This window comes from Chitinophaga sp. CCNWYY40 (assembly GCF_037483205.1).
GTDB lineage: Bacteria > Bacteroidota > Bacteroidia > Chitinophagales > Chitinophagaceae > Chitinophaga > Chitinophaga ginsengisegetis.
The window spans coordinates 680,738-694,199 of record NZ_JBBHLF010000003.1 but is presented as its reverse complement, the minus strand read 5'-3'; the positions used below and the strand labels follow the sequence as shown (position 1 = coordinate 694,199).

At 47.0% G+C, this 13,462-nt stretch carries 9 protein-coding genes; 6 read left to right on the top strand and 3 right to left on the bottom strand.

Features of this window, described 5'->3' with window-relative positions:
* Positions 1-173: 173 nt before the first annotated feature.
* Complete coding sequence (locus tag V7S65_RS13210) at positions 174-1,151, bottom strand: sugar phosphate isomerase/epimerase family protein (protein WP_111577654.1); 978 nt, start codon at positions 1,149-1,151, stop codon at positions 174-176.
* A 345-nt stretch (positions 1,152-1,496) separates the two neighbouring features.
* On the opposite strand from V7S65_RS13210, the gene lepB reads away from it, so the two are divergent.
* Positions 1,497-2,684: a signal peptidase I gene (lepB, locus tag V7S65_RS13205; protein ID WP_111577653.1), complete on the top strand. Its 1,188-nt coding sequence runs from the start codon at positions 1,497-1,499 to the stop codon at positions 2,682-2,684.
* Positions 2,685-2,883: 199 nt separating this feature from the next.
* Here lepB and V7S65_RS13200 read toward each other — a convergent pair whose 3' ends face one another.
* Positions 2,884-4,308, bottom strand: a complete 1,425-nt coding sequence (locus tag V7S65_RS13200; RefSeq protein WP_336386821.1) for an amidohydrolase family protein — start codon at positions 4,306-4,308, stop codon at positions 2,884-2,886.
* A 79-nt stretch (positions 4,309-4,387) separates the two neighbouring features.
* Entirely contained in the window at positions 4,388-5,209 is an 822-nt protein-coding gene (locus V7S65_RS13195; RefSeq protein WP_336386822.1) for a helix-turn-helix domain-containing protein, read from the bottom strand.
* Between the two features lie 46 nt (positions 5,210-5,255).
* Here V7S65_RS13195 and V7S65_RS13190 point away from each other — a divergent pair, with 46 nt between their 5' ends.
* The 5 genes from V7S65_RS13190 (at position 5,256) to V7S65_RS13170 (ending at position 13,411) form a co-directional block, all read left to right on the top strand.
* Complete coding sequence (locus tag V7S65_RS13190; RefSeq protein ID WP_111577650.1) at positions 5,256-6,218, top strand: YheT family hydrolase; 963 nt, start codon at positions 5,256-5,258, stop codon at positions 6,216-6,218.
* Between the two features lie 101 nt (positions 6,219-6,319).
* Positions 6,320-6,910 (top strand): RNA polymerase sigma factor, encoded by a 591-nt coding sequence (locus V7S65_RS13185; protein WP_079470326.1) that lies wholly within the window; start codon positions 6,320-6,322, stop codon positions 6,908-6,910.
* 85 nt (positions 6,911-6,995) lie between these two features.
* Positions 6,996-8,168 carry a FecR domain-containing protein gene (locus tag V7S65_RS13180; protein ID WP_336386823.1) on the top strand — a complete coding sequence of 391 codons (1,173 nt, stop codon included), beginning with the start codon at positions 6,996-6,998 and terminating at the stop codon, positions 8,166-8,168.
* Positions 8,169-8,473: 305 nt separating this feature from the next.
* Positions 8,474-11,827, top strand: coding sequence for a SusC/RagA family TonB-linked outer membrane protein (locus V7S65_RS13175; protein WP_336386824.1), 3,354 nt, complete (start codon positions 8,474-8,476; stop codon positions 11,825-11,827).
* A 21-nt stretch (positions 11,828-11,848) separates the two neighbouring features.
* Entirely contained in the window at positions 11,849-13,411 is a 1,563-nt protein-coding gene (locus V7S65_RS13170) for a RagB/SusD family nutrient uptake outer membrane protein (RefSeq protein WP_336386825.1), read from the top strand.
* Positions 13,412-13,462: the final 51 nt, after the last annotated feature.

Sequence of the window (13,462 nt, the reverse complement as noted above, 5' to 3'; positions counted from 1 at the left end):
GACTGATTATACTGATTGAGGGATTTGATCATTTTTGATTTTAAAAGATAAAGGGAGATATAAGCGAATACCCGCTTGTATCTCCCTTTATCTTTTAAAATCATTTATAAAATCCAAAAAGTAAAATCCCTCAATCAGTATAATCAGTCTAATCCTGAAAAAGACAAACTCCGTTATTTCAGCAAAACGTTCTTCACATATTTATAACTCTGCGTTACGCTGTCGAACGGATCGATAGTAATTTTGTCCTGCTCTACGAAAAGATGTTTTACACCGGCAAGTTTTGCCTGGGCAAATATTTTGGAGAAGTTGATGCTGCCGGTTCCTACTTCTGCAAAAGTAACGCCGGAGAGCAGCTCCATAGAGGTTTTGTTTTCCGTGCCGCTGGCGGTAAGACTGGCAGTATTAGCTTTGTCCATGTCTTTCACATGCCAGGCTACAAATCTGCCCGGTGCTTCTTTAAACAGGGTGATTGGATCACGACCGGATTTTACCGCCCAGAAAAGATCCAGTTCAAAGGCAACGAGTGCAGGATCTGTTTCTTTCAGCATGATTTCATAACCGGTGCTGTTACTGTCTGCCAGCGGTTTGAATTCCCAGTAGTGGTTATGATAACCGATCTTCAGATTTGCTTTTTTACATTGTTCACCGGCTTTATTCAGTTGTTCGGCCATGAACTTATAATCGTCAGCGCCCAGTTTCTTATCCCAGAGGGAGAGGGGGAGTACGGGAACGATAAAATATTGTTGTCCGAGTGCGGCAGCCAGGTCGATCTGTGGCTGCAGGGCATCCGCATTGCCATTGCCTTTGGTCAGGTAATCGTTGAGCTGATAGTGGCCGCTGGGTGTACTAAGCTGGTGTTGTTTCAATACGGCATTCAGTTCGGCGGGCTTCAGTCCCCAGAATTCTCCTTTATCGTCTGCACCCTGGAAGCCGTAAAAAGTTTCTACTTCTTTGTAGCCGATACCTGCTACTTTGGCCAGCGTACCTTTAGGGTCTTTGGCCAGCTGCTCGCGGAGGGTATACAGCTGCAAACCTATTTTCTTTGGGAGCGCTTTGTTGCCGGTCATGGCGGCCAAAGCACCGGGCAACATCATACCTGCGGCTATCAGCCCGGTTTGTTGTATGAATGAACGTCTCGATGTATGCATGGTAATTATGTTTGGAACGTGGGTAAATGTGTAACTACTGAAGTGGTTACGCAGAGCAATTTAATAAAACGATTTTATCTTGTTGAAATTTTTTAAAAAGAAATACGGGAGATAATACTTTTTTGCAGAAACGGGTATAATAGTACAATAAAATGCGTGCTTTTAATAACGCAGATGTCTCATGGCAGTAAAGGCTGATTTAGGCTGTATGATAATGCTGTAAAGGTTTTTACCCGTTGCTTGCTGCGTCATTACAGCAGCCCTTTTTGCTCATATAAATTTTGAAAAGATGTGGGTATAATTAATTAAATTGTTAGTAGTTACTTATCCAAAACCACGTGTAAAATGAATTTTTCTTTCAGCGATGTAAAGCAGCCAGAGGAAGGTACCCGGAAGAAATCGAAGGTGAGAGAATGGATAGAAGCTGCTCTTTTTGCTGTGGTTGCCGCTACCCTTATCCGTACCTTTATCTTTGAAGCTTTTGTTATCCCCAGCGCTTCTATGGAAAAAACATTGCTGATCAACGATTTTATTTTTGTCAGCAAAATCAGCTACGGTCCGCGTATCCCCATCACGCCACTGGCATGGCCTTTTACCCATCACACCCTTCCGTTTACCAGAAACACCAAACCCTTTTCCACCGCTGTTCAGTGGCCTTATACACGTTTACCGGGCTTCAGCAGTATTCAACACAATGATGTGGTGGTATTTAATTATCCCTGCGGGGATACCGTATTGAAAACCATTACCGGCGATGATGAGGACTACTACACGAATATGCGGTCGCTTGGTGCGGAATACGTTCATAAAAATTATCCTCCTCCTGTAATCCGGCCAGTCGACAAAAGAGAAAACTGGATCAAGCGATGCATCGCTGTTCCGGGTGACACGCTGCAGATCATCGACGGCATCGTGTATATTAATCATGCGCCCACGGCCTCACCGGAACACTTTGAAGCGCGGTATTATGTTACCATGCCGGATAAAAAAGAACTCAGCGACTCTATGAGGGATGTACTGGGAACAGATCATATCCAGCGGGCTACCCGCGATTCGGGCATGTTTATTTACAACCTCACCACCGCAAATATAGATACCCTGAAAGCTATGGGCGCTACCGTACAACGCTATGTGTATGATGCTTTCGCAGATTCGCGGGTGTTCCCCTTTGATACAAAACACTACGATTGGAACGAGGATTGCTTCGGACCTTTATACATTCCCCGGAAAGGGTCCACCGTAACGCTGGATACGCTTACCCTGCCTTTCTACAGCCGCATCATAGATACGTATGAACACAACACGCTGCGGGTGGTGAATGGGAAAATTTATATCAACAACCAGGAAACCAATACCTATACCTTCAAAATGGATTATTACTGGATGATGGGGGATAACCGCCGCGAATCGATGGATTCCCGCTTCTGGGGCTATGTTCCCGAAGATCATATTGTGGGAAAAGCGTGGATCATCTGGATGAGTATTCATCATAACCGCATCCGTTGGGGGCGGCTGTTCTCAGCGATAAAATAGCGGAATTTGTCTTTTTCAGGATTAGACTGATTTTACTGATTACTTTGATTTTACTTTAGGATTTTATAAAGGATTAAAAAAAAATTTGGGAGATTTAAGCGAATATATCCGCTTAAATCTCCCAAAATCCTTTAAAATCAAAAGTGATCAAATCCCTAAATCAGTAAAATCAGTCTAATCCTGAAAAAGACAAAATCGGCTACTTTGTTCGCGCAGTTTTAGCTTTTACATCCTGTAACAGCCTGTCCAGTGCGGCCCTGTTAAGCAGCTTGCCTTTTACTACGAGCGCATAAATTTTCTGCGTATTGTGGATATCCGCTACCGGGTTGGCATCCAGTAACAGGATGTCTGCTTTTTTATCGGGAGCGATGGCGCCATAACTTGTTTTATGCAGGTAGGCCGGCGAGTTAATCACAGACGCCTGTAATGCTTCCAGTGGCGTAAGTCCGAATTTTACCATCAGGGCCAGTTCCTGGTGAAGACCTATACCCGGATAATCAAATGAGTTCAGGTAACCCGCATCGGTGCCGGCCATAATGGTAACACCGGCTTTCTGCAGCAGCGGCAGGATGGAAGATGATTTTTCATAGATCATTTTACGCCAGGCAATGGCGGCGCTGTCGTCTGCTATTACGCGCTTTACACGCATTTCATAAGTACGCTGAAGTCCTTTGCCAATGTATTGCAGGTAGGGATCGTGTGCGTGGTTATCCTGGTCGAAATACGCCATTACATTTCCCAGTGTAAGCGTTGGCGTTATGAAGGTACCTTTCTCTGCCATGTGGAGGTAGGTGCTCATCGCAGCGGCGGTATCAAAGTTGTTGAGGATATATTTATTGATATCTTTTCCTTTTATTTCACCGTTGGCGATGGCGCGTGCAAAAGCTGCATCATCTTTCACACCGGCTTTCCACGCATAGGTTAAATGTTCTACAGAGCTGAGGCCCGCGTCTGTTACCTGTTGCATGGTAAGTACATAAGGTACGTGCCCGGAAATAAACATCCCTCTTTTCCTGGCTTCTTTCAGTGCTTCCAGGTATATATCCGGCTTAATGGTATTCTCTGTAATTTTTACAAAATCTACTTTCAGTTTCTGGAGAGAATCCAGTGCCTGTTGCAGTTCCGCGGAGGTGCCTATTTCCAGGTCGCCCAGCCACACGGATTTATAGCCTTCCAGTTTTGGACCGGAGGTGAAAATGGTGGGGCCTTGTAACTGCCCGTTGTTGATGGCATCGCGCCATTTTAAAACGTCCATGCTGATGTCTGCTGCACAATCGCGGATGGTAGTAATACCGTGGGCGAGATACAGCGGCAGGAAGTTCTTATTTTCTTCAGCCAGCGTATCGCCGCCACCAAAGTGCATATGCATATCCCATAAACCGGGCATGGCGTATTTGCCCTGACCGTCTACCGTTTGCGTGGCCTGGTATTGCATGGCCTGTTTGTTATTCATCACGGCAATGATACTGTCGTTGCGCACCGCAATGGCCTGGTTGGCAGTGATCTTACCGGTTTTTACATCAATGATACGTACAGACCTGATCAGCAGATCGGCCTTTTTTTGCTGACTGAATACGGATATCCCGCAAAGCAGCACCAGCGAAGAGAACAGTATTTTTTTCATACTCATGTTATGCTATCCTGCAAAGGTATCCCGGTATACAGGTGGAAAATGGTACTGGTTATAATATCACGGGTACATTTTATAACTGGCGGCGGAAATCCATCGGGGTAAGGGAGGTATATTTTCTGAAGAACCGGGAGAAGTAGGAGGTATCGTTAAAGCCCAGCGTAAAGGCAATTTCCTTTATATCCATGTCGGTGAGCGTGAGCATACGTTTGGACTCCAGCAGCAGCCGTTCCCGGATGTAAGTGCCGGCGGTTTTACCGGTTTCTTTCTTGCATACCTGGTTCATGTAACTGGCCGTAACATGCAGTTTTGCAGCATAGTAAGCCACTTCATGATATTGTGCATAATGTTTTTCCAGCAGCAACAGGAAACGGTTGATGAGGTGATTCCCCGCGGCGGCTACCTCCTCCGGGTGGATGGCAGCATACCAGCGTTGCAGCAACAGCAATACAATCTGCAGCCGGTGTTGCGTAATAGCAGCGGTGGTTTCTTTCTCCATCAGCTGCAGTTCCTGGAATAGCTGTTCATATTGCGCCTGGTCCAGCTTCAGCAGTGGTTTGGATGCCGGCGTAAAAAAAGGCCAGAGGGGCCCTTTCTGTAGCATGAACTCCGCGGAAAACATCACCTGGTAGCCGGTGGTGTTCTTCGACAGCTGCCAGTGGTGCGCCTGGCCGGGCGCCAGGAAAAAAACAGTGCGGGGGCTTACTTTATAATCGTTAAAGTCGATGGTATGAACACCGCTCCCTTGTCCAATTACCAGCAGCATGAAAAAATCATGTTTATGCGCTTCCGGTATCACCGTCATATTGATCGGCGCATGATATACTATTTTGAAATCCTCTTTTTTGTAAGGAAGATTAAATATTTTCTCTATACCAAAAACGGGTAGCGACATGTAGCGAAAATACGGATTAAGGAGTTTGAATTCGTAATTTTGCGGGATGCCCGTATTACATAACTCAGATTACCAGGCGCCTTTTTTATTACAGAATCGCCATATGCTCACCATCTATCCCTCTTTATTCCGCAGCATCCGGCCGGCGGTGTACAGGAGGGAGCGGATTGCTACGCCCGATGCCGATTTCCTGGATCTGGATTTCAGTGAGAAGGGGCATGAGCGTATTGTAGTGATCCTGCATGGACTGGAAGGCAATGCGAGTCGCAAGTATGTGCTGGGAATGGTGCATATCTTCAATAGCGCCGGTTTTGATACGGTGTCCATGAATTTCAGGGGCTGCAGCGGTGAGCCGAACAAAAACCTCCGCTTTTACCACAGTGGCGAAACGGAAGATCTGCATACCGTGATTCAATACCTGGTATCGCTGAAAAAGTACAAGGCCATTCACCTGGTGGGCTTTTCACTGGGAGGGAATGTAACATTAAAATATTTGGGAGAAAGGGGCGCGTCGTTGGATAGTGCTATAAAATCAGCTGTAGCTATTTCTGTGCCGTGTGACCTGAAAAGCGGTTCTGCGGAGCTGGAGAAAAGACACAATATTATATATATGCAGCGGTTCATCCGCGACCTGGGAGAGAAGCTGCGGTTGAAGGAGTTGCAGTTTCCGGGGAGCATCAGCCTCGACCGGTATGCGGATATCCGGTCGTTCCGGCAATTCGATGATCGCTATACAGCGCCCATGCATGGATTTAAAGATGCCCTTACCTATTGGGAACAATGCAGTTCCCGGCCGTTGCTGCCTTACATCCGGATACCGGTATTGGTAATCAATGCGAAAGATGATCCGTTCCTGGGGAAGGAGTGTTATCCTTATGAGATAGCGGCCGACAGTCCATACCTTTTCCTGGAAACCCCGCACCAGGGCGGCCATGTGGGATTTGTAAAATTCGGGGACGATTTTTACTGGTCGGAAAAAAGGGCGCTGGCATTTATACAGGAAGCGTAAACTATACACCAGTGTTATGAAATTCGTGTTATTTGTATTTCCCGTGGTTTTTTATAATTTACACCGGAACGGTGTGCATCATTAAAACCTGTTAAACTCATATGGAGCGAATGCCATCTGAAGAAGAAGTGTTGTTGAGGATGATAGGGGGCGACGAATTGGCTTTTTCCAGTATCTACCGGCACTACCATTCTTCTCTCTATATCTACCTGTTACGCTTTTGCAAAGTGCCTTCCCTGGCGGAGGACCTTGTTCATGATGTATTCCTGAAGATATGGGAAATCAGGGAACGGATTAACCCAAAGCTTTCTTTCAGCGGTTATCTTTACAGGATTGCCCGTAACCACGTTTTTAAAACCATCGCCAAACTGGCTACCGATGAGCAAATGCGCGAGCAATTGTTTTTGCAGCTCTCCCACCACGATACCGGGTTAACTGATCTGACGGTAAGATCGCGGGAGTACGACCGCCTTTTCCAGGAAGCATTAAGCCGGATGACCAGCCAGCGGCAAAGCGTATTCCGCCTGTGCCGGCAGGAAGGCAAAACATATGATGAAGCCGCCGCCATATTAGGTATTTCCCGCGATACCGTAAAGAAGCATATGGTTCTCAGTATGCGGTTTATACAGGATTATATCTTCCGTCATGGCGATATCCTGGTGGCTACCTATCTTCTTACCACTATTATTTAAAAAATATTTTCCCGGAGGGGTACCCTCTTTCTTCATTTCCGGATATTATATGCAGGGCCTGTATTCAAAAGGTTCTGGCATAATAATGAATTTACCGGAAGACTACCAGGAAGCACTATTGCAAAAATACCTCGATGGGCAATGCAGCCCGGAGGAAATAGCCACCTTATATAGCTGGCTGCTGACCTCTGATGCGCATAAGCCTTTGTTGTCAGTGATGCAACAGGATTTTGAGCGTATCATGCAGGAGCGGCCGGCAGTTCCGGAAGAACTGAGCAACCGGATAGAAACCCGGTTGTTGCAATCTATCAGTACCAGTAAGGAAGAAGCTGTACCGATGCGGGTATCCTTCCGCCGTAACTGGACGATAGCAGCTACAGTAGCCTTGTTGGTAACATCCGGCATTACTTTGTTTTATACCCTGCGTAAGCCTGCAGTACCTTTACCGGCTGCTCCGCTCATCACAGACGTAATGCCGGGTACCAACAAAGCCATACTTACACTGGCCGATGGCTCGGTGGTTACGCTCGACAGTGCAGGCAAACAGGAGATCCGGCAGGGTGCAACGGTAGTGAAGCAACAAAACGGAAAACTCGAGTACGCTGTGTCCGGCGGTCATGCATCGGTTGGATATAACACACTGAAAGTACCACGCGGCGGGCAGTTCACCGTGGAATTGCCGGATGGCACACAGGCATGGCTCAATTCAGCCTCCAGCCTGCGTTATCCAACTGCTTTTACCGGTAATAGCCGCACCGTGGAAATGGAAGGGCAGGGCTATTTTGAAGTAAAGCAGGATGCGAAGCATCCATTTATTGTAAAAGTAAATGCCATAGAAGTACAGGTGCTGGGCACTGCGTTCGATATTATGGCCTATGCCGATGAAGACGCCGTGAAAACCACTTTGCTCAGTGGTGCAGTAAAAGTGAAGCTTGGTAAGGCAGAAAAGTACCTGCGTCCCGGCGATCAGGCAGCTATCAGTAACAGCACCGGCATGATGTCGGTATACGCTGCAGATGTAGCGGGTGTAACCGCCTGGAAGACCGGATTCTTTGAATTTGACAATGCTAATATAAATGTAATTATGAGACAGTTAGCCCGCTGGTATGATATTGAGACAGATACAAGAAATGCAGACAACAGGCTATTCGGTGGGAGGATCAACAGGAACCTGCCGCTATCGGAAATGTTGAAACTGCTGGAAGCGAGTGGTGCGAAATTTAACCTGGAAGGAAGAAAATTAACCGTAATAAAATAACAAGACAACACTTTTAATATTTGCTAATTATTGCAGCTTCCACGTTGCGGCAATCCACGTAAAAACTGATAAATTTCAAACAGATGACAACAACCGAAACAAGTTAACCGGGGAAGGTATGTCCGAAAAAAACCGGAAGTGCTCGCAACACTCCCGGTATGGCCTGGGCATTCCCTTGAGTTTCAGTCCCTTAATCAAAGAACTTCATTACAAGAATTCCCAAACACTACAAAAGTATGCAATTAAACTTTAGTGGTATAATTTCCTGTACCCGGAAATTACTATCAACCAAAATGTTCTGCGTTATGAAAATGACCGCCTTTTTGCTTCTTACAGCTTGCCTGCATATCAGCGCAAAAGGATTGTCGCAGCAGATCACACTCTCGGAAAAAAATGCACCCCTGAAAAAAGTGCTGAAAGAAGTGGCCCGACAAGCGGGTATATCTGTGGTGTATGACGAAGCCTTATTGTCTTCATTTGCGCGCGTTAGCGTAAATGTCAGCAATGTATCGGTAAAGGAAGCCCTGGACATCTGCCTGAAAAATCAACCCCTGGCCTATGTCATGGAAGGAAAGCGCATCACCCTGGTAAATATACTTCCGGGAAAAAGCGCCGATTCCAGTATAACCGTTACCGGTAGTGTGTTATCTGAAACAGGCGAACCCATTCCGGGAGCTACTATCCGTGTACAGAATGCCGGTACCGGAACTGCGGCAGATGCTGAAGGTAAATTCAGTATCAGAGTACCCAACAATAAAAGCCTATTGCTGGTATCTTTTATCGGATATGACAGTAAAATAGTAGCGGTATCCAACAGTCCTTTGAGTATTCGCCTGAAACCCTCCAATACTGCGCTCACAGAAACGGTAGTAGTGGGTTATGGTATTCAGAAGAAAAGTGTGGTGACCGGCGCTATTTCCAGCGTGCGTGCTGCTGATATTGAATCCCAGCCCGTAACCCGCGTGGAGCAGGTGCTCCAGGGCCGCACATCCGGCTTAACAGTGGCAGCCAGTTCCGGTCAGCCGGGTTCGGCGTCGTCTGTCCGCGTGAGAGGCATCACTTCTTTCAATAACAACAACCCACTGTGGGTAATAGATGGCGTAGTGGTAGACAATGGTGGCATTGGCTACCTGAACCAATACGATATTGAATCCGTGGAAGTGCTGAAAGATGCGGCCTCCCAGGCTATTTACGGTGCACGCGCCGCTGCGGGGGTTATCCTCGTAACTACCAAAAAAGGCAAGAGCGGTAAAATATCCGTGAGCTATAATGGTTACTTAGGCACTTCCGCACCGGCACATAAACTGAAACTGCTGGATGCCACGCAATACGCCACTTTAAGAAATGAAGCGGTTACAAATGATGGTGGTACCGCCCCTTTTGCCAATCCTTCTTCTTATGGCAAGGGTACCGACTGGCAGGCTGAAATATTTAACAACAGCGCTATCCGCCAGAATCATGAACTGAGCATCAGCGGCGGCAGCGAAAAATCTACGTTCTATTCCTCCTTTGGTTACCTGAAGCAGGAAGGTATCGTGGCTTCCGATATCTCCAAATACGAACGGGTTAACTTCCGTCTGAATTCCACGCATAAAATTACTCCCTGGCTTACCTGGGGCGAAAACGTTGGTTATTCTTATGAGAAATCAACCGGCATAGGTAATACCAATAATGAATTTGGTGGACCGCTGAGTTCCGCCATCAACCTGGATCCGATTACCAAAGCCGTGATCACCGATCCGGCAGAATCTGCCGGAGGCGCATATACGCAAACAGGCGCCCGGAAAAATGCAGCCGGACAGTTTTATGGCATCTCCGACCAGGTGGCGCAGGAAATTACCAATCCACTGGCTTATATCAGTACCCGTCTTGGAAATTACAACTGGTCGCACAACGTGGTAGGTAATACCTTCCTGGAAATGGAGCCGGTTAAAGGATTAAAATTCCGCTCTACTGTAGGCGCAAAAATTTCTTTCTGGGGAGATGAAACATTTACGCCTATTTATTACCTGAACAGTTCTTCCAAAAATACCCGTACCTCTTTTAACCGCGGCCAGCATCAGAGCTATGCATGGAACATTGAAAATATCGTTTCCTATACCCGCAGTTTCAATAAGCACAACATCACGTTGCTCGCAGGGCAGGGCGCTTATATGGATAATCGCTTAAAGGAACTCAATGTAATGTTCTACGACATCCCGGCCACAAATTTTGAAGAGGCATCGCTTAACTTTAAATCGTCAGCGGCCAACCGTATCTCCGATGGTAAGGAAAATATTGATCACCGCGTATCTTCCCTCTTCGGACGTATCAACTACAACTATGCAGAAAAATACCTGGTAGAAGGTATCCTGCGCCGCGACGGTTCCTCCCGCTTCGGCCCCAACCACCAGTATGGTATCTTCCCTTCTTATTCATTGGGATGGGTGGCCTCCAAAGAAAGTTTCTGGCCGGAAAATAAAGTGGTGGACTTCCTCAAATTCCGCGGCGGTTACGGTACGGTAGGTAGCGATGAAATAGACGACCAGGCATTTGCTTCTACTATCGGCAGCGGCAGGAATTATAATTTTGGTCCGCTCGGTTATACCGTTGGTTACAGCCCCAATGCACCGGCCAATCCAAATCTGAAATGGGAATCTACCAGTCAAACCAATATCGGTTTTGAAGCTACGCTGTTACGCAATATTACACTGAGCTTCGACTGGTACAACAAAAAAACAAAAGATATCCTGATGAAGCCCCGCCTGCCCTTATTTGTAGGCGCTATCGACAACTCCGCGGCCAACGTGGGCAGCATGGAAAACAGTGGCGTGGAGCTGGAACTGGGCTATCACGGGAAGATCGGTGAAGTGGAATTTTCTGCCAATGGGAATGCTTCCTACATGAGAAACAAAGTAACCTATCTCGGTGATGGCGTAACCCGCCTGAACGATAAGGAAGAAAGGTTCCAGAACATGCCCGAAATTGTAAGAACAGAAATAGGCCATGCTTTCAACTCTTTTTATGGTTATGAATTAATGGGCATTTTCCAGAACCAGCAACAGATAGATGCCTACACCAACAAAACAGGCGGCAAGATCCAGCCATCTGCAAAACCAGGCGATTTCCAGTTTGCAGACCTCGATGGTGATGGCAGCATTTCAGATAAAGACCGGACTTTCATCGGTAACCCCACTCCGAGCTGGACTTATGGTTTAACCATCAGCGCCGCATACAAGGGATTTGATATCATCGCATTTGGCCAGGGCGTTAACGGCAACAAAATTTTCCAGGGATTACGCCGCCTGGATATTCCAAAAGCAAACTGGCAAACCAAAGCCCTGGAACGCTGGACACCGGAAAATCCTTCTACTACTTATCCACGGCTTACCGCTGCTGATCCAAATAAAAACTACAGCAGACCTTCTTCTTTTTACCTGGAAGATGGCAGCTACTTCAGGATTAAAACATTACAGATAGGTTATTCACTGCCGTCAACGCTGGTGAAGAGAACCGGGTTGCAGAAAATACGTGTATACGTGATGAGCGAAAACCTGCTCACCATTACCAAATATACCGGGTACGATCCTGAAATAGGCGGTACCAACGCGTTGAGCATCGACCGTGGCGTATATCCGCAGGCACGTTCCTTTATGGGTGGTTTGAATGTTACTTTCTGATAATTTTAAAGCTGATCAAAAATGAAAAAACGAAACTTAAAATATATAGTAGCCATAGCGGCAGGCATGCAGTTAATGAGCAGCTGCAGTGATAAATTCATTACCGTTCCTCCCAAAGGAAGTTTCCTGGAAAGTACTTACTACTCCAATCAACAGGAAGCATTTAACGGGTTGGTAGCGGTATATGACATGGTGGGCTACCAGGCCGGCAACTATACCACGAAGATAGGCGCTATGGATGCTGCATCAGACGACCACTGGACCGGTGGCGCCAGTCCCAGTGATATCAATGTGTTCCAGGTAATGACCCGGTTAGACCTGCTTACGCCGCTTACCGGTCCGCAGGATGAACTCTGGAAAAGAGGCTTTTCAGGCATCAGCCGCGCCAATATCCTGTTATCCAAGCTGCCGGGAGTACCAATGGATGAAAATCTGAAAAAGAGATATGCTGCAGAAGCAAAATTACTGCGTGCGTATTTTTATTTCGACCTGGTGCGCTTATTCAGGAATGTACCGCTGATGACAGCGCCACTTCCTATTGACGATGTAAAAAAGGTAACCCAGGCCACACCGGAAGAAGTATACAAACAGATTGAGCAAGACCTGAAAGATGCCATCGCTGAAGCCAGTCTGCCGGACGTGCCGCCACGCCTTACCGAAGGAGGCCGCGTAGGTAAAGGCGTTGCACATGCTTTGCTGGGGAAAGTATACCTGTATGAAAAAAAATGGACCGAAGCCGCTGCAGAACTTAAAGAAGTGAATGGCGAAACTCCCGGTCAGCCGAGTGCTAAATACAACTATACACTGGTGCCGAATTTTGCCGATTTATGGAGATCAGAAGATGCCTACAAATTCCCCAGCGAATCTATCTTTGAGATATCCTATACTTCTACTTCCGGTGGTAACTGGACTTCGGGTGTAGCCAATACCGATGGAAATATCCTGAATATCCTTTGCGGTCCCCGCAGCCTGGTGGCAACACCCGCTACCAGTGAGGCTTCCCAGTATGTGGCCGGGTGGGGTTTCCTGCTTGTATCCAAAGAACTGGAAAGCGTTATGCGTGGCGATCCGCGCTATAACGCCACCATCCTGGATATGAAAAGCCTCGTGACCGCAGGTAAAGCAACCTACTCGGAAAGTTTTGATAACACGGGCTTCTTCCTGAATAAATTTGTGGGCCGTACTGCCAACATCTCCCAAGGTGGTGGCAACATGGAACTGAACTTTCCGCAAAACCTGTATGAAATACGCCTGGCAGATACTTACCTGATGGAAGCAGAAGCCCGCGTGAAAGCAGGAGAAGGCAGTGGAAGCGGCAGTCGCGCTTATCAGTTGCTCAATGCCGTACGCGCCCGCGTTGGACTAACACCCATAGATGCCACTTTCGACAATATCTTTAAAGAAAGACGTCTTGAACTGGCCGGAGAAGGACACCGTTTCCTCGACCTGGTAAGAACCGGGCAGGCATCCGCTGTACTGAACGCTATCGATAAAAGAAGCTTTAAACCTAAGAATGAAATATTGCCGATTCCTGCGCTGGAACTGCAAAACACAAGTCTGAAGCAGAGCAAAGAGTGGGAGTAACGATCCCTTCATTCAGGAGTTCCTGTATTTCTTCAAAAAAGAAGAAAATAC

Coding starts and splice junctions, on each gene's coding strand:
- V7S65_RS13210 (WP_111577654.1), bottom strand. CDS start 1,151: ATGCATACATCGAGACGTTCATTCATACAACAAACCGGGCTGATAGCC.
- lepB (WP_111577653.1), top strand. CDS start 1,497: ATGAATTTTTCTTTCAGCGATGTAAAGCAGCCAGAGGAAGGTACCCGG.
- V7S65_RS13200 (WP_336386821.1), bottom strand. CDS start 4,308: ATGAAAAAAATACTGTTCTCTTCGCTGGTGCTGCTTTGCGGGATATCC.
- V7S65_RS13195 (WP_336386822.1), bottom strand. CDS start 5,209: ATGTCGCTACCCGTTTTTGGTATAGAGAAAATATTTAATCTTCCTTAC.
- V7S65_RS13190 (WP_111577650.1), top strand. CDS start 5,256: ATGCCCGTATTACATAACTCAGATTACCAGGCGCCTTTTTTATTACAG.
- V7S65_RS13185 (WP_079470326.1), top strand. CDS start 6,320: ATGGAGCGAATGCCATCTGAAGAAGAAGTGTTGTTGAGGATGATAGGG.
- V7S65_RS13180 (WP_336386823.1), top strand. CDS start 6,996: ATGAATTTACCGGAAGACTACCAGGAAGCACTATTGCAAAAATACCTC.
- V7S65_RS13175 (WP_336386824.1), top strand. CDS start 8,474: ATGAAAATGACCGCCTTTTTGCTTCTTACAGCTTGCCTGCATATCAGC.
- V7S65_RS13170 (WP_336386825.1), top strand. CDS start 11,849: ATGAAAAAACGAAACTTAAAATATATAGTAGCCATAGCGGCAGGCATG.